This window comes from Sporosarcina saromensis, assembly GCF_054901285.1.
Genome location: NZ_CM142738.1, coordinates 42703 through 68591 on the forward strand (window position 1 = coordinate 42703; position 25889 = coordinate 68591).

21 protein-coding genes are annotated in these 25889 nt (G+C 39.0%); 9 read left to right on the forward strand and 12 right to left on the reverse strand.

Annotation, left to right across the window (positions count from 1 at the left end; all coding sequences use genetic code 11):
* Positions 1–167: 167 nt before the first annotated feature.
* The 4 genes from ACVHUV_RS00210 to ACVHUV_RS00225 form a co-directional block, all read right to left on the reverse strand.
* The gene (locus ACVHUV_RS00210) at positions 168–1289 is read right to left on the reverse strand and encodes a Ger(x)C family spore germination protein (RefSeq protein WP_462085700.1); all 1122 of its coding nucleotides are present in this window, start codon (positions 1287–1289) and stop codon (positions 168–170) included.
* Complete coding sequence (locus ACVHUV_RS00215) at positions 1286–2398, reverse strand: GerAB/ArcD/ProY family transporter (protein WP_462085701.1); 1113 nt, start codon at positions 2396–2398, stop codon at positions 1286–1288. Before ACVHUV_RS00215 ends, ACVHUV_RS00210 begins: the two co-directional genes overlap by 4 nt.
* Positions 2399–3934: a spore germination protein gene (locus tag ACVHUV_RS00220; protein ID WP_462085702.1), complete on the reverse strand. Its 1536-nt coding sequence runs from the start codon at positions 3932–3934 to the stop codon at positions 2399–2401.
* 463 nt (positions 3935–4397) lie between these two features.
* A complete protein-coding gene (locus tag ACVHUV_RS00225) occupies positions 4398–4928 on the reverse strand; it encodes a hypothetical protein (protein WP_462085703.1) in 531 nt (176 codons plus the stop codon).
* A gap of 422 nt (positions 4929–5350) precedes the next feature.
* Here ACVHUV_RS00225 and ACVHUV_RS00230 point away from each other — a divergent pair, with 422 nt between their 5' ends.
* Complete coding sequence (locus ACVHUV_RS00230; protein ID WP_462085704.1) at positions 5351–5710, forward strand: hypothetical protein; 360 nt, start codon at positions 5351–5353, stop codon at positions 5708–5710.
* Positions 5711–5764: 54 nt separating this feature from the next.
* Positions 5765–6145 (forward strand): winged helix DNA-binding protein, encoded by a 381-nt coding sequence (locus ACVHUV_RS00235; protein ID WP_462085705.1) that lies wholly within the window; start codon positions 5765–5767, stop codon positions 6143–6145.
* 223 nt (positions 6146–6368) lie between these two features.
* On the opposite strand, the gene ACVHUV_RS00240 is transcribed toward ACVHUV_RS00235, so the two are convergent.
* Genes ACVHUV_RS00240 through ACVHUV_RS00265 form a run of 6 tightly spaced genes read right to left on the reverse strand, consistent with a single transcriptional unit; the run spans position 6369 to position 13301 of the window.
* The gene (locus ACVHUV_RS00240; RefSeq protein ID WP_462085706.1) at positions 6369–7769 is read right to left on the reverse strand and encodes a M14 family zinc carboxypeptidase; all 1401 of its coding nucleotides are present in this window, start codon (positions 7767–7769) and stop codon (positions 6369–6371) included.
* Positions 7770–7801: 32 nt separating this feature from the next.
* Positions 7802–9370 (reverse strand): ABC transporter substrate-binding protein, encoded by a 1569-nt coding sequence (locus ACVHUV_RS00245; RefSeq protein ID WP_462085707.1) that lies wholly within the window; start codon positions 9368–9370, stop codon positions 7802–7804.
* A gap of 50 nt (positions 9371–9420) precedes the next feature.
* Entirely contained in the window at positions 9421–10413 is a 993-nt protein-coding gene (locus ACVHUV_RS00250) for an oligopeptide/dipeptide ABC transporter ATP-binding protein (protein ID WP_462085708.1), read from the reverse strand.
* Positions 10414–11430, reverse strand: coding sequence for an ABC transporter ATP-binding protein (locus ACVHUV_RS00255; protein ID WP_462085709.1), 1017 nt, complete (start codon positions 11428–11430; stop codon positions 10414–10416).
* 1 nt (position 11431) lies between these two features.
* The gene (locus ACVHUV_RS00260) at positions 11432–12322 is read right to left on the reverse strand and encodes an ABC transporter permease (protein ID WP_462085710.1); all 891 of its coding nucleotides are present in this window, start codon (positions 12320–12322) and stop codon (positions 11432–11434) included.
* A 13-nt stretch (positions 12323–12335) separates the two neighbouring features.
* Positions 12336–13301, reverse strand: coding sequence for an ABC transporter permease (locus ACVHUV_RS00265; RefSeq protein WP_462085711.1), 966 nt, complete (start codon positions 13299–13301; stop codon positions 12336–12338).
* A 150-nt stretch (positions 13302–13451) separates the two neighbouring features.
* On the opposite strand from ACVHUV_RS00265, the gene ACVHUV_RS00270 reads away from it, so the two are divergent.
* The 5 genes from ACVHUV_RS00270 to ACVHUV_RS00290 all read left to right on the forward strand — a co-directional run bounded on the left by ACVHUV_RS00270 (position 13452) and on the right by ACVHUV_RS00290 (position 18371).
* Positions 13452–14042: a TetR/AcrR family transcriptional regulator gene (locus ACVHUV_RS00270; RefSeq protein ID WP_462085712.1), complete on the forward strand. Its 591-nt coding sequence runs from the start codon at positions 13452–13454 to the stop codon at positions 14040–14042.
* Positions 14043–14982: 940 nt separating this feature from the next.
* Positions 14983–15342, forward strand: coding sequence for a hypothetical protein (locus ACVHUV_RS00275; protein WP_462085713.1), 360 nt, complete (start codon positions 14983–14985; stop codon positions 15340–15342).
* A gap of 54 nt (positions 15343–15396) precedes the next feature.
* Positions 15397–15816, forward strand: coding sequence for a hypothetical protein (locus tag ACVHUV_RS00280; RefSeq protein WP_462085714.1), 420 nt, complete (start codon positions 15397–15399; stop codon positions 15814–15816).
* A 455-nt stretch (positions 15817–16271) separates the two neighbouring features.
* The gene (locus ACVHUV_RS00285; RefSeq protein ID WP_462086954.1) at positions 16272–17798 is read left to right on the forward strand and encodes a YifB family Mg chelatase-like AAA ATPase; all 1527 of its coding nucleotides are present in this window, start codon (positions 16272–16274) and stop codon (positions 17796–17798) included.
* Positions 17799–18371: a transposase gene (locus tag ACVHUV_RS00290; protein WP_462085715.1), complete on the forward strand. Its 573-nt coding sequence runs from the start codon at positions 17799–17801 to the stop codon at positions 18369–18371. It begins immediately after the preceding gene.
* A 166-nt stretch (positions 18372–18537) separates the two neighbouring features.
* Here ACVHUV_RS00290 and ACVHUV_RS00295 read toward each other — a convergent pair whose 3' ends face one another.
* Positions 18538–22932: a S8 family serine peptidase gene (locus tag ACVHUV_RS00295; protein WP_462085716.1), complete on the reverse strand. Its 4395-nt coding sequence runs from the start codon at positions 22930–22932 to the stop codon at positions 18538–18540.
* A gap of 486 nt (positions 22933–23418) precedes the next feature.
* Between ACVHUV_RS00295 and ACVHUV_RS00300 the strand changes: the two genes are divergently transcribed.
* On the forward strand, positions 23419–23778 hold the full coding sequence (locus tag ACVHUV_RS00300) for a hypothetical protein (RefSeq protein WP_462085717.1): 360 nt from the start codon (positions 23419–23421) through the stop codon (positions 23776–23778).
* Positions 23779–23832: 54 nt separating this feature from the next.
* The gene (locus tag ACVHUV_RS00305) at positions 23833–24132 is read left to right on the forward strand and encodes a hypothetical protein (protein ID WP_462085718.1); all 300 of its coding nucleotides are present in this window, start codon (positions 23833–23835) and stop codon (positions 24130–24132) included.
* Positions 24133–24204: 72 nt separating this feature from the next.
* Here the strand turns inward: ACVHUV_RS00305 and ACVHUV_RS00310 are convergent, their stop codons facing one another.
* Positions 24205–25455 (reverse strand): O-antigen ligase family protein, encoded by a 1251-nt coding sequence (locus ACVHUV_RS00310; RefSeq protein ID WP_462085719.1) that lies wholly within the window; start codon positions 25453–25455, stop codon positions 24205–24207.
* Positions 25456–25889: the final 434 nt, after the last annotated feature.

The window sequence follows — 25889 nt, forward strand, 5'->3', positions numbered from 1 at the left end:
GCCTGTGCAAGAAACATTCATGTACATTCAGACAATTTGTATGGAAATGCAATAAAAAACCCAAAACACATCAACTACAACATTTCAAGTTCATCTATATACAATTGTAGTGAATTAACTGAATTCAACCATGCACAGGCACCCGATGTAATGGTGTCACGCGTTGGCTACTCAAAGACTCCGCTTCGGGTAATGGTGAAGTCGATATCAACGTTAACTTCCATGTTTTTGTACATTTCTTTCCACTTCTCTTCTGTCAGATTTGATTGGCGCACCGAGCTTCTGTAAAACCCACCAAACCCATAAATATCCGAACCGATTTCTTGCGTGTATGCTATGATTCTTACCATTTCATTTTCCAATGCCTTACTAATTGCTTCTTCAAGTAGCTCTACTTTTTTAGGATCTCCTACGTTAATATCATTCTTTATTTCCATAATCCTTGCTTGCATTGAAACGTGAAAATCGAATTCAGGATGATGTTTATCGACTAGCTTCTTCTTATTGCGCGTTTTAATTGGGTCAATTACGATACTAATTTCGTCTGTAGAATCCTTTAGTAAAGATGAAGGTAAATCATCACCTTTAATTTTGATTTCGGCTTTTCCGGCGTGAATAGGATCACGACCTAACTTTACGTAAAAACTATCTCCTACAGGAAGCTTACCGATCATTTTTCCTTTGTTAAATAGGGCGATTCCTGTAATAGCTATTAACTCTTTATCCCTATTGATAATAGGCATTGTAATATCCCTGCCCACTGTATAATAATCAAAAGATACTTCATGAAGAGTGGACGAAACTAACTGCTCATTATCAATGTTTTGTTTCAGCAGTTTATAAATATGCTCTCCAATATCAAGGATATCAGGATAATTGAATTCGAGGATTGGCTTCGCCTCGCCGTCAACAACTGTTAAAAAGATTCCATCGCTTATCGTTGAATTTCTTAACATCGTTTCAAGGTAATGACCAATGCCTTCTTTTGCAAGTTCATCTCCAAATAAGACTCCTCTTACTTGGCCAGACGTTAATTTCTCAGCTGTTCTGTAATTGATTCTTGAACGTGTGCCTTCGATCGTTTCGTTTTCAGCAGATATGACGGTTACCTCGCTTTCCAAATTTGTTCCCACTTGACGAACAATAGCTGTAATTTCAATTTCCTCTTCTTTTCCTTTATCATAGCCAATTAGCGTCGTTACCCCTACCCGCTCTAGAAGCTTCTCTTCTGCACAACCCGTTAACATCACGCTATGAACTAGTAGGAAAACCAACAAGAATTTCTTCATTTTTTTTGCGCCTTTCGTGTAACTCCTTTATTTTTTATACTCGCAATGATATATAAGACAATCGGGTACACAAAAATGATGTAAATTGCAATTCGACCTAAGTATTCGTTAAACCAATTTATTTGATTTCGTGTTGTTAACAAAAAGCTTGCAGTGAAGATGAGGAATGCATAGAGCCATGCAAACCTTTTTATACTGATGTTGACGATACGTATTGTTCCTCGGTAGGCAGCCCATAAAAACAGACAGAGATTCGGAAGGATAATTAACATCCAAAAACAAATCGCAATATACTCCATACGTTCCACAAACGGGAATTTAACAATACTGAATAACGTCAACGTTGCCCAAATCACTTTAGCCAATTGTTCGCCACTAAAATAAGTGAGCGTCACCAACATGACACCGACGTAAATAATCGTTGTTACAAGCAAACTTAAATGAAGTGGCTTTTTCACATGTTCTTTTTCCTTAATGAATGGATAAATGACATAAAGAATTTCAAATCCAATAACCGTAAAAGTCATGGATTGAACGCCTTTTAATAAGTCGCCTATATTAGCCTCTAACACAGGAAGAAGGTTTCGTGGTTCAATATACTTCAATGGAAAACCAAGCAACGGAAGAAAGAGAATCGAAAATACAAAACTAAAGAAAGAGATACCTACTATGACCCGCAAACCACCTGTAACTGCATAAATGACAATTAGTAAAATTGAAGCCACTAAAAACCACGTACTCAAGCTCGGAAAGACCCACGATTGGACGACCTCCGTATAATTCCTCAAAACGGCAAAGAAACTCATGGTAATGAACAAAATATAAAGGATATTTATGAAGTTCCCTATCCATTTGCCGTAGACGTCCTGATGAATGCCATATAAATCATTTGAATCGTATAATTGTAATGTTTTCAGCATGAAGATCGCGATGATATGTGTTGCAATCCCTGCAAGCACGACAGAAATCCACGCATCATGTTTCGCATCCTGATAAATAACCCGCTGGAAACCTTGTATGCCAACGCCAATTTGTGCCGATTGAATAATAAAAAAAAGCATGAAAGCATTGAACGTCTCACTTGGATGTATGTGAAGGTGCGTTCTCACTTATGTCACCTTCTTTTCATGTTTCTCTGGATTGATCGGCTCCGACTTATATTTCACTTTCTCCTTCGGTCTTGTATTTGTTGGTCTTCTATTTGTAAAAGGCAAAGGAAGTCTAACTAGACTATCGCTCCAATCAAACAGTCTAGGAGGATAAATTGGTGCGGTGTATGGACTACCCAAGCTTGATTGACGGATTAGATGGATGAGAATGAAACAAAATCCTAACATGATGCCAAAAAAGCCCCAAAATCCAGCTAATAATATTAATGGAAATCGTATGACTCGAATCACATTCCCCATCGTAAAACTTGGCGTTGTGAAGGATGCCAATGCCGCCAAAGCGACAATAATAATTAAAATATTGCTCGTAAACCCTGCGTCAACAGCTGCAGTTCCAATGACGATACCTCCAACAATACCAATCGTCTGACCAACCTTTGCAGGTAATCGAACCCCTGCTTCCCTCAGCAGCTCAATAATGAGTTCAATTAGCAATGCTTCAAAAAGAGGCGGAAATGGAACCAAAGCTCTTGATTCACTTAATGGAACTAATAGCGTTTGTGGAATGACTTCATAATGATATGTTAATGCTGCCACATAGATCGGCGTCAGAAAAACCGATAGAACTACCGCGCCAAATCGTAATAATCGAACAAAAGAAGCAATGGTCCACCGCAGATTTTGATCTTCCTGACTTTGAAAGAACTCGAGGAATGAATAGGGACACGCGAGGACAAGTGAGCTACCATCCACGACGACCGCTATTTTCCCAAGCAACAATTCCGCACTAATCTTGTCGGGTCTTTCGGTCATTAACATTTGTGGAAAGATCGATAAGGAGTTATCACTAATTAACTGAACAAGGATTGAACTATCCAATATCGAATCTACCTCTAGGTCGGTAATCCGTTGTCGCAACGTATTTACCATTTCATCGGAAGCAATGCCATTCATGTATAACATTGCAACGGATGTATTCGATTGCGTGCCCACTGTCAAATTTTCACTGTACAAGTTCGGATTTTTAATATACCTTCGAATTAAGGAAACGTTCGTTGACAAGCTCTCATTGAATGCAACTTGCGCACCGATCACTTGCGATTCATTGTCCGGAGCTGAGACTTGCCGTCCTTCAGTTGTCGGAACCGCCGCTAAACCAATCTCTGCATACCCTTCAACATGAATTAGGACAGTCCCCTCCATGATCGCCTGCACAGCGTCCCCGATGTTCCGAGTGAATTTCACTTGCGGGATGGATAAGGTCGATGGTAACTCTTTTGGTGATTCAATTGGCTGTTTCAGTAGTTCCTGAATAATGTGGCTATTATTCGTTACGGTATCCACTAAGTTTGTTAGATAGATGAGCGTAAGGTTCGGCGGGATTGATTTTACGACCAAATCTGATGTGTTGTGAACAGCACCACTCACTGTCCGAACAAAATCAGCTGCTACAGAGGGCACCATTTCCTCTGTATCTCCATTATGAAGAGGTTTCTGTTTTTGATTGGAAGATGATTTGTCATTTCTTTTAAACATTACACTCACCCCCTCGGCAATCTTTGCTAACAGAATTGACGTCCACTAGGCGATTTAAACATTTTCTTTGACGTTCGGAACAGTCCCATACAAAAAACACCAACCTTTAACGTTGAACGTTAGGTTGGTGTTTTTGAGTAGGTGACTGTCCGTTGTGCATATATGACACTACCGCACCAATGATGAAAAACAGCGCTCCTAGGAAAACAGAAGTCTCTGTCTGAACGGTGCCTGTGCCAGAAACATTCACGTACATTCAGCCAATTTGTATGAATATGCATTAAAAAAATACAAGCACAGCAACTACAACAACAACTGAGTTTTATACATACTCAATTGTAATGAATTAACTGAATTCAATAATACACAGGCACCCGACATTCAATGCAACCTTGCACAGACACCCGGTTTAAATCGATTCATGCATCTTTTCACTTATTATGCCAAGCACTGAATTTCCATTCTAACAACTCCACACGCTTTTAAAGTATTCCGATAAAACTCCTACGCCTTGGAATTTATCTTCTAGAACACATTGAAGTTTTTGGAATTCAGCTTCAAGAGATTTTCCTTCCGGAGTGGAATAAGAAGCTAGGTAAGTATATTTATAAATCTGTTCATTAGGATTAAGTTCATATGCACTTTTCAACATTGAATTACCCTTTTCGATCCAAAGCTCATAATCGCCAAAGTAATAGGGGAAGAGTGAAATCATATAACCAAAACACCACAAGAATTCTTCATTGTTCATAAAATTAGTTAATCCAAAATTCGTAACCTGACGTAATACAGTTTCTAGTTCTTCAAAATTTATATAAATACCTTCAAGCGAAACTTCTTCTGTTAGAACATACCAACAAAAGAACCCAAGGCGAATAGCAGTTTTCAATTCATGGGGATTCTGGTTCCAGTTTTTCAACAAGAGTGCTTTCGCTTCATTCCATTCACCCTTTTTTTCATACAAATCAACTTCAGCCCACTGCCAATTAATCATAGTAGGTACGCCCCCTAACTTGAATTTTCATTTCTATTTCTAAATTATTTACTTTTATTTCCCACTATGCCGCCTATCGCTCCAACAAAATAGCATGTAATCAATCTTCGCGTTAATAAAAGCCTTTGCTTTTGAGTCGTAAGCACCCACTATACCTAGTCAATTTCTCACCTCAAGAAACATAAGAAATTCAGTTTATCACTATGCCACTATTCTTTCAAATCAGTGCTGGATTGCCTCAACTGCCACTCACATAGCGCGAGTGAAGATGCCTGTACCAAAGAGAATGAAAAACAATCTTGTGCAGGTACCATTTGTACAGCATTTATTAAAATATTTCCACCCCCCCTGTATCCTTTTCCCTCACCCGCATCTATATAAAGAGTGAAAGGGCTGTTCACAATGGAAAGGGGAAGATGAAAATGAATCAAGGTTGGATTAACATGCAGGGATCACTGATTGACAAGCCGGTGTGGAGAGAGACAACAAACGAAGAGAAAACGACGTTTATCACATTGCTAGTGTGTGTGAATGATCGCGAAGAAGAAGGGGTTTGGAAAAATGAAACGATGACCGTTAAACCGGGACAGCTGCTCACAACTTTAGGAGCATTTGCTAGACAGGTCCACTACTCAATGACAAGTGAGAAGGTCAAGGTTGCTTTAGAAACACTCGCTCGCTTAGACGTTTTGAAGTATGAAATACATGGACAAGACTTGCTCATTACAGCTTTGGAGTGGAACCGGTTTGACGGTGGCGAAGCATCGAGGAGACAACGCTAAGCTTATAGGTCTTCTACAAGTATGGTAAATCTAAAAATACGAGGAGTGTGCATGATGAAAAACAAGTATTATGGACATTTTAAGTTCGAGAGTCATAGGGAGTTAATGAAAGCATCCTTCTATCATCGAAATTACCACGAGGCGGTTTTGTCGAAAGAAGACCTCGACGTAATTGAATGGATTGTGATGCACAATTTAGGATATTGTACAGGAAATATGAGGGAGCAACTGCATTCACTATTCAAGTTGTCTTACGCCACGATCGATCGTTCACTTGAAAAACTGATCACGCTCGGCATTATTGAACGGATTGAAACAGAACGTGACGGTACATCGATTACGCTCTATCCGTTGCTGCCTTTCAATCAAGAGGTTGACAATGACTGGGCACCAGAAAAAGGCAAAACATATTTCATCATCGATGCGGTCCCTTAATGGTACAGAAAATCGTGTAATGGAGTAGACATCTTTTTTTGTCGGTGCCTGTGCCAGAACACTAGCGCTGCACCCGGTTTAATAGAGATCAGCAAACACCTGGTACTCAATTTTAATTCATCTGTAAGCCATCATCACAAATAAGGACATATGAAAGCACCTCCTTCAATTGTAATAGGAGGTGCCACATATTGATTTATTCATGTATTACTTAAAGCTTAACTCATTTAGCAACTATATTTTTTTGTAAATGATCAGCCAATAAAAGACCACATTCTAGTTGGATTGCAACAAGTTTTTGAATAGGGACGACTTGATAATTAATCTCTTTCTCCAATTTATCACTTAGCGCTTTTAGTTGTGATAGGGAGTTCTGAAAAGCTTTTTCCAAAACTGTTCTTCTCTCTTCATTTTCTTCGGGACTCTCTTTTAGCTTTGTCAATTCTGTTTCGCTCAATCTTACTAACAGCCCATAAGATAACATTTTGTAAAATTTAGAGACAAGCAAGTTGTCGAATTCCTCGGCGACAGTAGCTTTTTTAGAGTACTTAGGATCCGTTAGCACCATTTCTCTTGTTGCAGCATTGCTTTCTTTATTATCCGTGAATGCTTCCAATGCCAGCCTAAATGGGTTGTTCTGGTTAGTATATTGCTTTATTTCTTCAATAGTTTGCACAATGAACTTGTCGGATTCCTCCGAGAATTCCACACTGCCTAAGATAGCTTCTTTTCTACTAATAGCAGATTCTGATAAGTCTTTTATTCTTTCATCGTAAAAATAGGGTAACTCTGTCAACAAGGTGAAGCTTTCGTACTTTTCCATAGCATAATCCGCACTACATGTACCGACATTGAGATGTTCAGCAGGGTTTTTTACACCGTATTTTTCCAAATAATCATAGTTTTGTCGAATTCCTAAACTTTGATAGATTGCTGGGGAATAAGCTTCGCAGAATGGTGCTTCAGGCTCCCCTAAACTTAGTGGTACACCATGGGTAACCGCTGATTCACGCAATTCGTCATACAGTTCACTTACTTCATGGGTGATGTACCAATACGCACCGCCAAACCCTGCGTTATGCAACGAATAAATAAATTCCGGTTTAATCTTGTCAATCAATTCCTTCATTGCAATTGTTTCAGGTATAGAGTTATTAAATTTCAGTTGTTTGTACTCAATAGGGAATGTCCAGTCCACTTGTTGATGCCCAGCTGGTCTGAAAAAGTTCCTTGCATAATTGTATAAAGTAAACGGCCCCTTAAACCAACCTTCATTTAATTTTGTTCCATCTGCGTCCCAAGCTTTAATAATATACCAAGTATAATCAAGTTCACTTCTCAATTGCTCGTTCGAAGCCAATTCACGAGAAAAGTATTCTAACATCATAGCACCAATCGGCTCATTAGGATGAGGAAGTCCAAACATTAGGGCATTTTTTGATCCTTCCCCTATTTTCAAGCAATATAATGGATGGTTCTCTCGAGTTCGCCCAATCTCAAAGATATCTACAACGTCAGGATATTCTTCAGCTAATTTATGACTGTTTGCATCCATTTCATCTACAGTTAAAAACTCCTCATAATTCGGTATATTACGGATAACCTCTTCAAATATTTTGTTCATAATTACCTCCATTAAGCTTTTTATTTGTTATATTATTTAAATTCTGTAAAGGTATATTCTCCCCATCCCCATTTACCTGCACCGTCAATCGGTAAATTAACGACTGAGCTACTATTTGCATCATAACCTGCATAAGCTACAATCGGAATGAAAGGCAATTCTTCAGCTAATATAGCTTGAGCTTCCTTGTAATATTGTGCTCTCATTTTTTGGTCACCAGTAGAGCCTGCCTTTTTCGTCAATTCATCAAATTTAGCATTACTATACTCTCCGTAGTTGCTACCTACGCCAGTGCCATATCTTTTTGCAAGAGCAGCAGGATCCGGCCCCATAAATCCGCCTTGAAGCTCCATTACAAAGTTTCGATCAATCGTCACCTTTTGGTTCCATGCATTAAATTCACTAACTTTGATATCAATGCCAATTCCCGCTTTAGCCAATGTCGCTTTCATAAGGTTGGCCATATCAGGATAACCTCCACCTTCAAATACTTCTAAGGAAAGTCCTGAAATATAAAATCCGTTTTCGTCTTTTTCATATCCTGCATCAATAAGAATTTGCTCTGCCTTTTTAATATTGAATTCAGGAGATGTCTCTTTTGTATTCGCAGCCCAGTCAATTAAAGAAGGATACATGCTGTATTCTGGTTTCTGAACGCCGGCATATACTTTATTGGATATTTCTTCTTTATCAATAGCTGTTGCAATTGCCTTCCTAACATTCACGTCTGCCACTTCTTCTTTCGTCAGGTTGAAGATAATTCTTGCAGGTGAAGGATATTCATTTAGTTCCAAACGAATCTTATCGTTGCTCTTCAACTGATCCACACTTGCAGTAGGAACATTATCAAACACATCTATTTCACCATTTACTAAAGCTTGAATAGCTGTTTGCTCATCCGGGATAACGGTAAATACTAATTTATCAATCTTCGGCGCACCATCATGATAGTCTTTATTCGGCAACAATGTAATATTTACGCCTTGCTTAAATTCTCCAAACTTGAATGGACCCGAACCGATAGGCTCCTTTGATGCAACATTCTCATCCCATGCAATACCCGTATTAAAAACATGTTCAGGTAGAATGAATGTTGCATACCAGCCAAGATCTGCAATAAATGATACATCCGGTGATTTCATATTGAACACAACAGTATGGTCATCTGGCGTTTCAATCGAATCAACTATCTCCAATCTTGAATTGAAATAATAGGTTTTATTTTCCTTGATTGTATCGAATGTGTATTTAACATCTTCACTTGTGACTGGCTCTCCGTCATGCCATTTGGCATTTTCCTTCAAGTTGAACGTAATTGACAAACCATCTTCACTTACTGTCCACTCTTTCGCTAAATCAGGAATAACTTGTTTTGAAGCGTCCAATTTTACAAGTCGGTTGAATAAATTTTGGACAATCGGATAGGCGTTATCATCAGCTGTAGTATCCGGATTAAATGACATTGGATCACCTGTCGTTCTTACAATAAGAACTTTTCCACCTTCTCCCCCTGATTCAGATGCGCCTGAATTTGAACAGCCCGCAACAAAAATAGCGATTAATAGACTGAAAATCACCGCGAGGAATATTCTTTGTTTCATAGTGCCAACACCTTTCCCTTTTCTAATTTTTTGTTACTCAAAAATATATATTATACTTCTGAACAACTGACCAAATGTCCCGCTTCTAACTCGACAGTTTCTGGATATTGTTTGAAACAATTTTCAGTGGCTTTAAAACAGCGTGGGGCAAAATAGCAACCTGGTCCCGGATTTACAGGAGTTGGCGGCTCACCTTTTACTTTAATTATTTTCCTTACGTCTTCAGGGTCTATGGAAGCTGTATTTGAAATCAATGCTTGTGTATATGGATGTTGGGGATTATTAATAATCGTATCGCTATTGCCATATTCAATAATCTTACCTAAATACATGACTGCGATTTTATCTGAAATATATCTAGTAAGGGCAATATCATGACTGATGAAAACGACAGTTGCATCACTTTCTCGACTTAACGTTATTAGCATATTAATTATTTCAGCTCTTACGGAAACGTCTAACATCGAAACAGGCTCATCCGCGATGATAAATTGGGGATCAAAAAGCATGGAGCGCAAAATAGAAATCCTTTGCAATTGACCTCCAGATAATTCATGTGGATATCTCTTCATGATTTCTTCCGCTGGTTTCAGCCCTCCTGACTCCAATACCTCGATGCACCTTTCTTTTCTTTCCTCATCGTTTTTTCCAATCCCATGTAGTTTCAATGGCCTTGTTAATATTTTTTCTATCGTATCTCGTGGAGTGAAAGTATCAAATGGATTTTGAAAGACGATTTGGACTGTTCTTCTGAACTTCCGTTGGTCTTCCTTAATAAGTTTTTTTGTTGACTCTCCATTTATGAACACATCGCCTTCAGTCGGATTTTCCAACCTTGCCAATGCTCTCCCCAAAGTCGATTTACCACAGCCACTTTCACCTATTACGCCTAAAATCTCCCCTTTCGCCAATTCAAGCGATATATTATCCACAGCTTTAACCCACGATTTTTCACCCTTAAACATTTGGGTCAATGTTTTACTTTTTTGCGGATACCACATGGAGATTTTATCAATTTTCACATACGGGTTTTTCTGCACCATTTATCCGTTCACCTCCACCATATTTTCGTTTTCCTTTGTCTCTTCACCTCTGGTTGAATTTGGGTACAAATGACACCAAACTCTATTTTCCATTGACATGTGCACTTCACTCGGCTTGCTCTTTAGACATTTCTCCATTGCATACTGGCACCTTGAAGCAAAGATACACCCTTCATATCTTTCGGAAAGGTCAGGCAAGGTACCTTTTATTCCTTTTAACTTCTCCTTTTTTCCACTCAAGGATGGATATGATGCTAGTAACCCCTCGGTATATGGATGTTTTGGATTTCTTAAAATATCCTTCACATACCCAACTTCCATTAACTCCCCGGCATACAAAACAGCTATCTTATTACAAGTCGCTGCGACTACAGAAATATCATGTGTAATCATAATTCTTGTTACATCCAATGTCTGCTCCATCCTAACAATTTCTTCAAGAATTTGACCTTGGGTAACGACATCAAGGGCCGTCGTAGCTTCATCCATTATTAAAAGTTTTGGATTATGAATTAGGCTGATGGCAATAGAAACCCTTTGCAACATTCCCCCTGATAACTCATGCGGATACATCTTATATACTCTTTCAGATAGATTTACTAATTTTAGTAGAGCTTGTATACGTTCGAATATTTCCTCCTTGCTCGCCTTTGGTTTATGCACCCGGTAAATATCTTCAATTTGTTCACCTATACGATGAACGGGGCTGAGTGCATTCATCGATTTTTGGAAGACAACGGATAATTCCTTCCATCGAATATTTTTTAATTCTTTTTCGCTCGCATGGACCAAATCTGTATCTGCGAAATAGGAATTCCCGGTAACTTCACTACTCTTTTCTGGCAATAAGCGTAATAACGCCATAGCCAATGTTGATTTTCCAGATCCTGATTCACCAACTACACCTAGCGAATCACCTTTATTAATTGACAAGTTGACGTCTTTCACTGCATAAACTTTTTTAGTTTTATTCTTATACGTAACATTAAAATTCTTAAGCTCCAGGACTCTATCCACTTTAAGCATCCTTTCTGTTTTTATGCTTTGGATCCAAAACATGATTCAAACCATCACCTAATAAATAAAAGACCGTCACTGTGAAAACAATTGCTACCCCAGCAAAAGTTGAAATCCACCATGCTGACGTCAAATACTGTTTCCCCATAAAAATCATCTGTCCCCAGCTAATTACATTCGGATCACCAAGCCCTAAAAAGCTTAAGCCAGCTTCAGTTAAAATAGCATTCGACATGCCAATCGTCGTATTCGCCAAAACAGGGAATATACCAATTGGAATGATATATTTGAACAAGATTTGTATATTGGTTTCTCCCATTGCAATTGCGCTTTTCACATACGTTCTTTCTCTTATGGATAACGCCTGAGCCCTTATCAATTTTGCATTACTCGGCCAAGTGGTAAGACCGATAACAATCATGACATTTGTAATACTGCTGTCAAAAAGAGCGATTATTAATAAAATAAGGAAGAATGTTGGAACCATCATAAAAGCATTAATGCATTCAGTAATGATTAAATCGATTTTCCCTCCGAAATACCCAGCAATTCCACCTATTAATATTCCAACAACAGCAGAAATTAGTGCAGAACCGACTGCTATTAAGAGCGATGTTCGTACCCCATGTAAAATCATGCTAAATATGTCTTGTCCAAGATGATTCGTTCCTAGAATATGTTGTTTTTCACCTATTCTATTTAATATATCCGGACCAAAAAAATAAGGGTCAAATGGGGCAATCAACGAAGCAAATACAGCGACAAATACTAACAAAGTCAGCCCTGTCAATCCAAGCTTCAACTCCGTATCTCCTTTTATTTTCAACAAGGTATTATTTAGCTTTTTGTTCTCTTTCTTTCCTACAAACAAACCCTTCTTTGACATCACCATGATTACACCCCCTTTATTTAAATCTAATTCGCGGATCCAATGTTGCGTATATAATATCCACAATCACCATTACAAGAGCAACTGATACAGACATGATCAAGTAGATTCCCATCAATGTTGGATAATCCCTTTGGTTAATCGCAGTAAGCATTAAATCCCCTGTTCCAGGCCATGCAAATACTATTTCTATTAAAGCGACTCCAGTAATTAAATATCCCATCGATATACCGAATATTGTAATAGTAGGTAATATCGCATTTCTAAGCACATACTTATTAAAAATTTTTCTTTCACTCATACCGGTTGCTTTTAATGTAACGATAAAATCCTCATTCATCGTTTGCATTATTGATGACTTTGCAATCCTAAAATAAATCGGGATTTCTACAAGGACCAAAGTACTGACCGGCAGAATCATATGTTTCAGTACATCCAAATAATAGTCCATACCAGTTAACGTCGTTCTTGAACTTATCATTCCATAGGAGGGCAACAAACCAAACAAAGAAGAAAAAACGATAATCAGGATGAGGCCTAACCAAAATGCTGGCATCGAGTTGAATATATAAGATATTCCAGAAAAGAATACATCAATTTTTGAACCTTCGTGTTTAGCAGCATACATACCCATAAATGTTCCAATAACAACTGCTAATAATGCAGCAGTGAGCACTAATATTAGTGTTGGTCCCAGTCTTTCTGCAATCATGGTCAAAACATCTTTATTGTAAATAATAGATAGTCCAAAATCTCCAGTTAATGCGTTTTTCAAATAGATAAAGTACTGGAATATCATCGGTTGATCAAAACCATACTTTGCTTCTAGCGCAGCCCTTAAAAGTGGATCGTCATTTTCTTTCCCCATGATTGTAGAAATTGGGCTTCCTGGGGATAAACGAATAATAATGAAATTTATTGTAAATACCACAAGAACCGTTAATACGCCCATAAATACTCTTTTTGTAATGTACTTTTTCATTGTACCTCCACCTCTTATAGTATTTTTACTGTCATTATGAACCTGTTCATATTATAATTAGAATCATACCAATCAAAATTTTCTATGTCAATACTATTTTTAGAATCTTTGGTATTATAATTTATATCAGTAATTTTGGAGGAAAAGAATATGCCAAAGCAAACTTATTACAATCTATCAGATGAAAAAAAGGAGAGGATTCTTAAAGCAACCTACGACATATTTATTAATAATACGTATGAGGACGTACATATTAGAGAAATCGCAAAAAAATCAAATATCTCTATCGGAAGCTTTTATCAATATTTTTATGATAAAGAAGATTTATATTTGCATTTTTTCACAGAAGTAGAGATTAAATACATGAAGAAATCAAAAGAAATTAACCAAGAACTTCTATTTAGTGAAAGGACGGTACCGATAGAGGATGTTTGTAACGAGGAAGAGGTAAAGTTTAATCAAACTTGGTATGACGTCCCTATGTATGTAATGCAGAAGTTTTATTTTGGTGAATATAGTAAAAAACTCAATTCGTTCGCAATAGAGGAATTACTAGAATATAAAAATTCCGATAAATTAAAGGAGGAATTAGATTTAGATTTTGTTTTTTATTTATATACAACCTCAATGTTTAACATTCACAATTATTTTAGAGAAAATAATATAACTGATTTTGAGGAGAGGCAAAGAGTTAAAGAGAATTACTATAGAAATATATTTTTGAAAGGAATTTTAAAATAGCATTACTTATGTAGATTCACCAAAACATCCTATCACTTAGAAAGCAAATTCTAAGTGATAGGTTCAATTAAGAACAGTATTAGGTTCACTCCTCCTAAGCACCGCGGTAATTGAAAAAAAATCCTCGGAACTGTATTGCTACATAAAATTAGATCAACTGACGACTACACACATTCAGCAACTAACAAACTATTAGACACCAACCCCAAGCAGTTGAACGTACACAAAGTCACCTACACCTAGATATGTTCCAAGCAAGAGGAGTATATATTTCGGCATCATACATATTTGTGGTGTACAGCATAGTCCCCCTACGAAAAAGTAAGAACAAGCCGCAGAAAACCTGAGGATTCTTTCTTATTTTATTGGTTTTGTTTCAGATATTATCTTCCATTCCATGAAGACGCTCACTTTTTTGTATTTTTATAAGTAGCACAATGGCATTTGGCTTTCTCACTTTTTATCGCTTGTTCCGCCATACTCTTCAATTGAAAATTGGAAAGACCGACAGGATCTCCCTAGTTGCTACAAAAAATCAATGTCTGACGTGCCAAGGTCTATGACTCCGAAGGAGTCTTCACGGTCTTGCCATATCGTCCGTGAAGATGTTGCTTTCTGTGTGTGCAATCACATCAGCCTCCTTGATTGGCGTTTCGAAGCTAAATCCCTTCAACCTATTGGCTTCCGGTACGCCATCTAACTGTCTACGCTTGAAGATGATGGTTACCCAGCACCCTCCAAGACGCGGTACGAGTTAATGACTAGTTCTTCCTTGGCGGGGTTCCCACCCGCTATATGTCGCAACCTATGCTCGATCGCTCTGCACAGGCCCCGATTTAAAAATCTATAAATTTATTTTCGCCCCTATGTATCCTTTTCGCTAACCCGCATCTATATAAAGAGTGAAAGGGCTGTTCAAAATGGAAAGGGGAAGATGAAAATGAATCAAGGTTGGATTAACATGCCGAGTTCACTGATTGACGAGCCGGTGTGGAGAGAGACAACACCCGAAGAGAAAACGACGTATATTACCTTGCTAGTGTATGTGAATGAGCGCGAAGAGGAAGGGGTTTGGAAAAATGAAACGATGACCGTTAAACCAGGACAGCTGCTCACAACTTTACGAGCATTTGCTAGACAAGTCGACTACTCAATGACGAGCCAAAAGTTGAAGCATGCTTTAGAAACACTCGCTCGCTTAGACGTTTTAAAGTATGAAATACATGGACAAGACTTGCTCATTACCGCTTTGGAGTGGAACCGGTTTGACGGAGGCGAAGCATCAAGGAGACAACGCTAAGCTTATGGTCTTCTGCAAGTACGGTGAAATATAAAAATACGAGGAGTGTGTATGATGAAAAACAAATATTATGGACATTTTAAGTTCGAGAGTCATAGGGAGTTAATGAAAGCATCCTTCCATCATAGAAATTACCACGAAGGCGTTTTGTCGAAAGAAGACCTCGACGTAATTGAATGGATTGTGATGCACAATTTAGGATACTGTGCACCAGATGTGAGGGAGCAAGCGCATACACTATTCAAGCTGCCTTTCGCCACGATCGATCGTTCACTTGAAAAACTGATCACGCTCGGCATTATTGAACGGATTGAAACAGAACGTGACGGTACATCAATCACGCTCTATCCATTGCTGCCTTTCAATCAAGAGGTTGACAATGACTGGATACCAGAAAAAGGCAAAACATATATCCTCATCGATGCGGATTCCATGCATTTGCTTAATCGGACAGAAAATCATGTAACGCAGTAAACAACTCGTAAGACAATAGGATGATAAGGTGATCCGTTCATCTTAATCAAAACGCCTGAACGTCTCACCAATGTTCAAGGCGTTTTTGTATGAAACGTTCTAGGCTTATTGATGTTCAGTAAGCGACTGACGTGATAATTCGTTCGCTTGAATCATTTTCCATGCGGTGTTATCACGCCGAGCATATTGCGGTACGTATTTATATTTTATGGATATGCAATTGTAGTGAATGAATTGATTTCAGCCATGCAAAGGCATCCATCCAACAAGCCAAAATTCAATTTTTCACCTTTTTCTCAATTACCCCCTTCATTCTTCGCTATTCCTATGCTCTATTCTCAATTAAAATCTATTAATGCAGCTTATGAAACAATTCCGTGAATTGTCAGCCTTGTGAACGAGAGCTACACTAGAAGAAAAGGATTGAGGAGGGGGTACCGATCGCTTCAGTGATTATGAGTGTCGGGTTGCAAGGGATGAAAGGCCACAAGGTGGCGGTGGAGGCAAATGTGCGAGTGGAGAAGGAACAATGTGTGATCATCGGTTTGCCGGATGCTTCCATTAAAGAGTCGAAGGAGCGCGTGCTCAGTTGCTTGCATGCGTTAAATGTAGATATTGAAATGAAGAAGATTACCATTCATTTGTCACCTGCGGATATCCGTAAAAGCGGAACAGGTTTTGACTGCGCGATGTTACTTGCTGTCATGCAAGAAGTGTTGAAGAAGCCATTGCCGATTGATGCATCTACTTGTGTCATCGCTGCACTCTCATTGAACTGTGAATTAGTCCCGTTCCACGGCATGATTCCAGCAATCCAACAAGCAATTGCGCTTGGTTTCAAACGAGTTATAGTGCCGCCAATCGATCTATCGTTCTTAAAACATCTTGATCGAGATGTAGACATCGTACCGTTACGAAACATGGATGCATTGATCGCCCACTTGAACGGGCAGCCCTCGTTTGACTTGGATCCGCAAGAAGTTGTTATCGAAACGGCTACTGCAACAACGGTAGAAACGGCGACAACGGACTTCGCTTCCATTCGTGGGCATGAACAAGCGAAACGCGCACTTGAAATTTCCGCTGCTGGCGGACATCACTTGTTACTCACTGGACCGCCTGGTTGCGGTAAAAGTATGCTATCGGATGCATTTCATACGATTTTACCGGATTTGGTACACGATGAAATAATCGAACTTTATAGCATCTATCATTTAGCGCAGGAAAACCGGGGCATGTCAGTTCGTCCACCTTACCGTCATCCTCACCACTCCGCTTCGTCGATTTCATTAATTGGTGGCGGAACATTCCCTAGACCAGGTGAAATCTCACTCGCCCATCGTGGCGTATTGTTTTTAGATGAACTCGGTGAATTCTCAAGGAAAACATTGGACATGCTTCGACAACCAATGGAAACCGGCCAAGTGACGATCAATCGCGTCAAACAATCCGTAACGTATCCGTCGAATTTCATTTTAATCGCCGCAACAAACCCTTGTCCTTGCGGCTATGCCGGCTCGAATGAACGGTACTGTACATGTTCACCGAAACAAATCATGAACTACCAGCTAAAAGCATCAGGCCCGTTACTGGACCGCCTTGACTTCGTGCTTTCGCTCCAAAGTGTCGGACTGCAAGCGACAGGCAAAGCGGAGACTTCATCAAGTATCCGAAAGCGCACAACAAAAGCACGTGAACTGCAACGCGCTCGTTACGGCAACGAGTGGCTGAATGGCTTTGTTCCGTTCCAACTGTTTGACGAAACATGCGGACTGACTACGGACCAAAAACAAACGATTCAACACATCTGTTTTGAACAAAAGTGGAGCAACCGTACACAAATGAAACTATTACGAATCGCTCGCACAATCGCAGATCTATCGGGAAGCGAACACATTTCAGAAGAAGCGTTACAGGAAGCGATTCAATGGAAAACAATCGCCTCCAATTTAAACACCTCAATGCGAATGGAGGGGCGTTAAATGACGCGAAGAAAACGCAACTGGCGCCCAAACGCCTACTACCACGTCGTCATGCGTGGTAACAACCGTGAAAAGATCTTCGCAACCGACGAGGACCAACTGAACCTGAGGCGAGCAATTGAACACACATACACCAAATACCCCTTCACCTTACTCGCCTACTGCATCATGACGAATCATTACCACCTGCTCATCCGCTCAGAAACCAACCTGAGCAAAGTGATGGCGTCCGTCAATCGCAAGTATAGCGACTACTACGCAAAACGCTACGGACATGTAGGCAGGATTTACGAAAAGCGATATTACGCATCACACGTCGACGGCCCAGAAGCCTTGCTCATCGTCAGCAGCTACATCCATCGCAACCCAATTGACACAGCCATTCCAATGGTGCAAAATCTAGCAGACTATCCATACAGCTCATTTCCCTTTTACGTGAACGAAACAAAACAACCCCCACCCTTTCTCAACACAGACCTACTCCCAACATTACTACCCAACCCGTTCGCAAAAACCAAACAAGCCTATTGCCAATGCTGTCTCATTTACAAACACGTTGTGGAGGAAGGGTGATTGTAATTTTTGTCGGTGCCTGTGCCGGAAACATTCATGTTAATTCAGCCAATTCGTATGAATATGCAACAGAAATATACAAACCCATCAACTACAACAACTCAGTTCTATGTATATGCAATTGTAGTGAATTGACTGAATTCAACCTTGCACAGGCACCTGGTTTTTAACCTATTGTCGTTAAAATAACAGTAAGTTGTTTGAAAGTACCTACTAGTAACGAAACTTTATCCGGCAACACTTTTAGCGTTTCAGTAGGTTGTGGATCGACGGAATCTGTTACAATGACATTCACATTCGCTTCCAAGCCTTCATACGTGATCTTAATAGATGTGTTCCCTTTGGCTACTGCGGTAACAAGTCCATTCACAACACTAATGACCTCATTATCAAACCCACTATACGTAGAAAGATTTGTCACATCTATTTCTGTTATTTGATCTCCTTCTCTCGTAATTTCTTTTACAGTCAGTTGGCTAGAATCCCCTTGTTTTAATTTGAGAGATGTTGTACTTAGTACGAGCTCTCTGGCTGGTTCTTCTACTGTTTTTTGCACAGTGACTGCAACTACAGCTGTATCTTCACCATACGCAATTGAAATTTCTGTTTGACCCTCTGCTATTGCAGTAACAAGCCCATCAGTAACAGCAATAACATCACTATCGTATCCACTGTATTCAGCTAAATTCGTTACATCTTCTTCAGTTACTTCTTCTCCTTGAGTCGTGATAGATTTCACTGTAAGCTGTGACGTATCACCCTCAGATAATGCAAGAGAGGTAGGTTCCACGACTAATTCAGTTGTGATTGGGATGGTCGGCTCGTCTTCTACTTCAAACGGACCAAAAGTCTCCAACTCTTCATGTCCGAGAATATCCTTCACTTTGACATGGATATAAGCACTACCGGCTTCTCGTAATGTTACCGTAAACTCTCCTCCAATTGCCTGAATACCTGTTTCTTCCCAAACTCCATCTTCGTCAGGAATCGGATTTGCTGTAACTTGATACATTACAGAATCTAATTCTTCTGTTCCGATAAATACGTCGAACTCAATATCAAAAGGAGCTGCTCCAACCATTTCATTCGTTTTCATATTCACTTCCGCCGGAACACTTTGCGCTTCTGTACCATAGTCAACAACAGCACGAATCATGTAGTTACCTAGACTTTGGTTAGCTTTAAACCAATGCCCCCCTATATAATCCCAGCTTCTTGCAGCCCAATTATTTTTATCGCCATCTGTTACGAAGCCTGGGACATACGGATAATCATCCGCTTGTGTATACACGATATAGAAATCATCGTTAACGACAACCCCTAAACTTAATAGATCAACTTCAGTCCATTTAGATAGATTTCTTTGTGCCTTTACAGTAATTGGCCCTGCCAATTTATTACCTGGTGCCCCATCCTTTCCTTTAGCATCGTAAACAGAAAGTACAATATCATCTCCGCCGGGTACCGGGACATGAGCAGCCCAAAATTGTAGTTTTGCTCCAGTTAACATTGCAAAGTCTTGCCCATCGTCTAAAGACATTTTAACTGCAAAACCATTACCTTTTTTACCAAAAGCAATATTTTTGTTATATTTTCCATTGTCATAACGAATTTCATCAGTTTGTTCACTTTCATAGTTAGCAAGCTTAACGTTATACGAAATATTTTCGCCACGTTTCACTTCAATGGTTTGTGTTTTTCCATGATATCCTTTTGCATAAACCTTTAAGGTATATGTGCCTTCATAGCCATTTAAACGATAAGAGCCATCTTCGGCAGATTTTACGGGTTGTGCCTTTCCATCTTCTAATAGAAGTATAGAAGCATCTTTCACCGGTTGACCTGCTGCATCCTTAATCTTCCCTTTGATTGTTTGTGCAGGTAATGCTTGTAAGTTTATTGATGGTGTGATTTTTCCTTGAGGCGTAAGCGTTATAGTTTGTGTTGTTGTCTCAAACCCATAAGCTGAAATTTCTAATGTGTACGTATCTGCCGGGTGATGAATTTCAAAAGCCCCATTGTGAGAATTCGTTTTAGTCGTCCACCCCGTTTCAACAACCTTCACAGTCGCTTCTACAGGTAATTCTCCTGTCGTAACTGTTATTTGATTGTGTAATTCTGTTGTAGGATAAGATTTTTCCGATAATTCTAGTTTGTGACTAGTCGAGTCATTCATCGTACTTTCTTCTTGGCTTCCTCCTGAAGTTAGCCTAACATCGTCAATATACCAGCCATCCGTTTTAGAATCATCTGTTTGGATATTAAATGCAATGAATATTTTTTTACCGTTGTATTTTGATAAATCTAACCCAATGTCATGCCAAAACTTATTAGATTGGTTGAACTGATATAGTTTTTCCCAATTCACTCCATCTTCTGATGCATAAACAGAAGCCGTATCCCATCTTGCAATACTGTACCATTGCTTAAAGTTCAATACGGTATTATCTTCTACAAGGATTGGTGGCATCATGAGCGTCATATTAGCGAACATCTCCGTTTGTCCGCGTAAATTGGTGCCATACACTTTTTCACCAGATGCTGCACCACTTGGCCCGAATGTCGGCTTACCCCACTCCCATGAATTATGAATTCCGAACGAATACCAGCCGTCTGGATAACTTTCAAAGTTTTCAATGTAGCCGTTTGTAATCCCTTGACTGATTGGAATGGCTGAATGGTCAGTTTCAATTCGATTGCCATTAAAATCTTCAATCGTCCACCAATACTCAAAGGAAGTTCCCTCAAGATCCGCACCTGGTATCATAACTGAAAATAGACCATTTTGGTAATTCCCTTTTTCTAATGATGCTTCATAGCTTTTTTCTGTCATTTCGTTCAAACGAGCATGTAATACGACTCTATTGACATTGTTGTTGTCTTTCGCTTGAATTGAAAACTGTGTATCCATTCCTTCATAGACTACTTTACGTGGTTCTTGTTCATAGGAAGGATCTTCATCGTCTTCACCATTCGTTATAACCTGTCCATGAACAGAACCTATCCCAGTTTCAACGGCCGCTACTGCAGCATCTGCATTTAACAATCCATAGCCATACCCATTATTCGGATAGTCAGGATAACCTCCATCGGTTTTATGAACTGCTGTTAATTTCAAAATATCTTCTATTTGGTTAACTGTTAATGTATCATCTACCTGCTTCATCAGTGCAATTGTCCCTGCTACTTGCGGGGCAGCCATTGATGTACCGTTCAAAGTCCCGTATGAAAACGTATTCCAAGTTTCACCTGGCAATGAGGAACGAATTCCTACACCCGGCGCAACAAGATCAGGTTTTATATCACCATTTTCAGAAGGTCCTCTTAAAGAAAAGCTTGCCAACTCATCAGTCGCAGTTGTTGCACCAACTGCAATGGATTCTGGATAATTCCCCGGAGCAGAGGCACTCCCTGGATCAGCAGGCATAAATAGACCTGCATTTCCTGTCGAAAAGATCGGTACGATACCTGCAGAACGCCAAGCTTGTACGAGCGGTCTAAACCAATCATTATTGAGCGGATTGCCACCCCACGAGTTATTGATAACATCTGGTGCTTTTTCTGGATGTGGAACACCATTACGATCAGTTGGTGCCAGCATCCACTGAGCTGAACGAATAATATAAGAGTCGTGACTTTCACCGAGCCAGAATGCTCTAGCGGCAATCCACTTTGCACCAGGTGCCACTCCGATCTGATTCGAATTGTCAGGTTCCTGTCCTACCATTGTTCCCATTGTATGTGTACCGTGACCATCGGAATCATTAGGTGCTGCGTAGCCAAATACACCGTCAAACCAGTTAAATTCGTGCGATAAGACATCAGGATTATTTGGATCATATCCACGATACTTTGTTTTTAATGCGGGATGTGTTGCGATAACTCCAGAGTCAATATTTGCAACAACGATGCCTTCGCCAGTTACTCCTCTTCCCCATGCCTCCGGGGCGCCAATCCGACTAATATTCCATTCTATTTCATCGGATGTCGTAGCTACTTTTTCATTGGTATCTGTTAGATTTTCATCTGAAATCGGTTCAATGATTTGCTTTTCATCCAAAATGATAGATTTCACTTCAGTAAAATCAGCAATTCTTTCAACTGCTTCTCTCGTGCCGGTAACAGCAAGTCCATTGAATATGAAAAAACTCTCAAACTCTTTCACTTGTCCAGATTTCTTTTCTTTAGAAAGAAAGGTAATTAAGTCCTTTTGCGAGCTCTCCGCCGTTTGCTGAAGTGCATTTACGACTGCATGTTGTTTTACCTGTTTCAGGCTCAGGCTATTTGTTGTGTTATTTTGCTTATTTGCGCTGTTTACAGCGTCTATTGCAACCTTTTCCGTATTCGTTTGTTGTTCTAATACCACAAGAACTTTGACATATTCGTCATTGTCAAACTCACTTATTACTTTTTCGTCAATAATTGATCTTTTTATCTCCTTAGAACGCACCGTATCATTCGTACTAGCAAAACTGTATTGCGGAATTAGCATGCTAAAAGCCAGTACAAAGACCAGTAAAAGAACAAATACATTAAACAAACCAAAATTTTTTTTATTCACTTTCCCACTCCACTCCTAGCTATTATATTGAATAGTTATGTGTGTAGGTTTCTTAGGTGCTAAAAAAGCTTGTAAATATCAAATTATAAGTTGTATGTGAAAACCAATCCTCCCTTCCCCAAACATGTCTATTCTATCATTTTACTTCTAACTACCATTTATTTGTATAGTCTCACATATTCATTATGTCAGAATATTCTAGTCTTTATGTAATTTGTGGGTGGTGTCAAAAGTACTATCTCTGAGCGAGATCCTTATGCGGAAACCTAGAACATTACAAACGCTATCGGCCAAGTCAAAGTTTACAGAACAACTACTTTTGGCGGTGCCTGTGCCATAGATAAACGGGAATACAATCCTACGCAGACATCCACTTTTTTAAATTTTTTAAATTAATTTCGCACTTATGTATCCTTTTCGCTAACACGCATCTATATAGAGAGTGAAAGGGCTGTTCACAATGGAAAAGTAAAGGGGAAGATGAAAATGAATCAAGGTTGGATTAAGATGCCGAGTTCACTAATTGACGAGCCGGTGTGGAGAGAGACAACTCCCGAAGAAAAAACGACGTATATTACATTGCTGGCGTGTGTGAATGATCGCGCGAAGGAAGGGGTTTGGAAAAATGAAACGGTGACCGTTCAACCGGGACAGCTGCTCACCACTTTACGAGCATTTGCAAGATGCGTCCATTATTCAATGACAATCAAAAAGGTCAAGGTTGCTTTAGAAACACTCGCTCGCTTAGAAGTGTTGAAGTATGAAATAAATGGACAAGACTTGCTCATTACAGTTTTAGAGTGGAACCGGTTTGACGGTGGGGAAGCATCGAGAAGACAATGCTAAGTTTTTGGGGCTTATGCAAGTATGGTGAAATGAAAAATACGAGGAGTGTGCATAATGAAGAACAAATATAATGGACATTTTAAGTTCGAGATTCATAGGGAGTTAATGAAAGCATCCTTCCATCATAGAAATTACCACGAAGGTGTTTTGTCAAAAGAAGACCTCGACCTAATTGGATGGATTGTAATGCATAATTTAGAATACTGTACAGCAGATGTGAGGGAGCAAGTGCACACATTATTCAAGCTGCCTTTCGCCACGATCGATCGTTCGCTTGAAAGGGGAAGGTGTCCAATTCCATATGGAAAAGGACACGACCTACTCGACCTGAATAAATTCCGAATTCCACGATAATTTGATACCCGAAAATAAATTCACTGAAATTTAGTGATTTAAATTCTTTGTCGGTGAATAAACAATTTGGTCCTATGGTGCATTAGCTAACTTCGATGCACCTATACTACCTTTTAAAGTTTTTTCGCTTTTATATCTAGTTTTATAATCGTTATGAGCAATCAATACGAAAGACATAGCCGCAAAAAGCATTCTGTTTGAATTTATATCACCGCTTACAAAGGAATTGAATAGGAAATAAACGAAAACCAGAGTCCAAACATAATAAATCGGGTCTTTGGATCTTGTTAAAGAAATGCTCTTTACCAACACAACAAATAATAACGTTAAAAACACTATTATACCAACTAAGCCTTGCTCCATCATTAGCTCTAAAATTATATTGTGCGGATAATCATAAAACTCAAATCCGTAAAAGATTAACCCGAAACTGCCAATTCCATTACCTAAAAAAGGGTAATCTTTCCAAGTCTCAAAAGCAGTCTTGAAAGCTTCGATTCTCCCATTTGCCGATACACCGCCGTTCTTTTCAGTCATTAATACCTCAAACCTGTATAAAATAGTTTCGAAATATCCATTTTGATACAAAAATACAAACGCTGGCGATGTTAGGAACAAGAGTACAAAAATCCACTTCATCTCTTTTCTATATAACAACCTTCCCCTTTTTATTTTAAAAGAGGTGAAGACGTAATAGAGTCCTGCTAATATAAAAGCGATTATAGGCATCCTACTTCCTGCGGTAAATAACACAATAATACAAAAACCTAATGATATTAAGCCGATAATTTTGGTCTTCTTGTTTCCTTTTAAATAAAAATAAAAAATAAGTAGGATACTACCAATACCCATCATCCTGCCCAGAGATTGATATTGACCTTGATCCCCAACAAACCCCACGTTACCGGCATTAGTTATAATTAAGGGGATAACTGACAAAGCGTAAAGTAAAGAAATCACCGTAATTGTTATAGCAGTTTTGCGTAACGACTCTATACCTCGGTAAGTTAGTAGTGGAACAAGAAAAGCCGTAATTGTTAAAAACGTGAATTTTATCACCTTATCTAAAGAGCTGACACTTGGACTATAATAGATACTAACTAGCAACACTAAATAAAGCGATGCAAATATAATAATTGGAACAATGTACCGTTTACTAACACTTGGTCTTTGAAGGATATTAATAATCGATAAAACTAATGTTATAAGGAGGGCAATTACAGTTAAGTCAATTCCTATATTAATGCTTTCTTTGAAGTAACCCGAAAACAAGAAGATAGAATAATAGAACTCAACAGATAACAATAGTGAAAAACGTTTCATTAAAAGAAAACACCCCTGACAAATTACTTAATATTAGTTATTATAAACTATTAGACTTCTATTTCCTATTCCGTCAGGGTATTTTCATTTCATTTAACCTAATCGCCTACATTGTTTTAGTAGAAATTATCATCTTGTCAAATCCATAACCACCATACTGACGTTCGTGGCGAGTTCGAAACATGTCGTAGGTTAATCCTTCAATCCATCCTTCCGACAATCCAATATCAATTTTTTTATAAAGTAATCCATTGCGCTTTATCATATCCGCAGGCAAACCTGTTCATGTTCTAACAACCAGCGTAGCTCATGCTGCGTCAAATTCTTCTTTTGTACAAACGTGATAAGAAGTCTTATAGTGCTCTTAACCGGTTATTTTCACCATTCCGGACACTATTAATATTAAAACACTGCCATTCGTTATTCTTAAAATA

What these genes read in the sequence shown, in the direction of transcription:
- ACVHUV_RS00210 (WP_462085700.1), bottom strand. Translation starts at nt 1,289, where the DNA reads ATGAAGAAATTCTTGTTGGTTTTCCTACTAGTTCATAGCGTGATGTTA.
- ACVHUV_RS00220 (WP_462085702.1), bottom strand. Translation starts at nt 3,934, where the DNA reads ATGTTTAAAAGAAATGACAAATCATCTTCCAATCAAAAACAGAAACCT.
- ACVHUV_RS00225 (WP_462085703.1), bottom strand. Translation starts at nt 4,928, where the DNA reads ATGATTAATTGGCAGTGGGCTGAAGTTGATTTGTATGAAAAAAAGGGT.
- ACVHUV_RS00230 (WP_462085704.1), top strand. Translation starts at nt 5,351, where the DNA reads ATGAATCAAGGTTGGATTAACATGCAGGGATCACTGATTGACAAGCCG.
- ACVHUV_RS00235 (WP_462085705.1), top strand. Translation starts at nt 5,765, where the DNA reads ATGAAAAACAAGTATTATGGACATTTTAAGTTCGAGAGTCATAGGGAG.
- ACVHUV_RS00240 (WP_462085706.1), bottom strand. Translation starts at nt 7,769, where the DNA reads ATGAACAAAATATTTGAAGAGGTTATCCGTAATATACCGAATTATGAG.
- ACVHUV_RS00245 (WP_462085707.1), bottom strand. Translation starts at nt 9,370, where the DNA reads ATGAAACAAAGAATATTCCTCGCGGTGATTTTCAGTCTATTAATCGCT.
- ACVHUV_RS00250 (WP_462085708.1), bottom strand. Translation starts at nt 10,413, where the DNA reads ATGGTGCAGAAAAACCCGTATGTGAAAATTGATAAAATCTCCATGTGG.
- ACVHUV_RS00260 (WP_462085710.1), bottom strand. Translation starts at nt 12,322, where the DNA reads ATGGTGATGTCAAAGAAGGGTTTGTTTGTAGGAAAGAAAGAGAACAAA.
- ACVHUV_RS00265 (WP_462085711.1), bottom strand. Translation starts at nt 13,301, where the DNA reads ATGAAAAAGTACATTACAAAAAGAGTATTTATGGGCGTATTAACGGTT.
- ACVHUV_RS00270 (WP_462085712.1), top strand. Translation starts at nt 13,452, where the DNA reads ATGCCAAAGCAAACTTATTACAATCTATCAGATGAAAAAAAGGAGAGG.
- ACVHUV_RS00275 (WP_462085713.1), top strand. Translation starts at nt 14,983, where the DNA reads ATGAATCAAGGTTGGATTAACATGCCGAGTTCACTGATTGACGAGCCG.
- ACVHUV_RS00280 (WP_462085714.1), top strand. Translation starts at nt 15,397, where the DNA reads ATGAAAAACAAATATTATGGACATTTTAAGTTCGAGAGTCATAGGGAG.
- ACVHUV_RS00285 (WP_462086954.1), top strand. Translation starts at nt 16,272, where the DNA reads ATGAGTGTCGGGTTGCAAGGGATGAAAGGCCACAAGGTGGCGGTGGAG.
- ACVHUV_RS00290 (WP_462085715.1), top strand. Translation starts at nt 17,799, where the DNA reads ATGACGCGAAGAAAACGCAACTGGCGCCCAAACGCCTACTACCACGTC.
- ACVHUV_RS00300 (WP_462085717.1), top strand. Translation starts at nt 23,419, where the DNA reads ATGAATCAAGGTTGGATTAAGATGCCGAGTTCACTAATTGACGAGCCG.
- ACVHUV_RS00305 (WP_462085718.1), top strand. Translation starts at nt 23,833, where the DNA reads ATGAAGAACAAATATAATGGACATTTTAAGTTCGAGATTCATAGGGAG.
- ACVHUV_RS00310 (WP_462085719.1), bottom strand. Translation starts at nt 25,455, where the DNA reads ATGAAACGTTTTTCACTATTGTTATCTGTTGAGTTCTATTATTCTATC.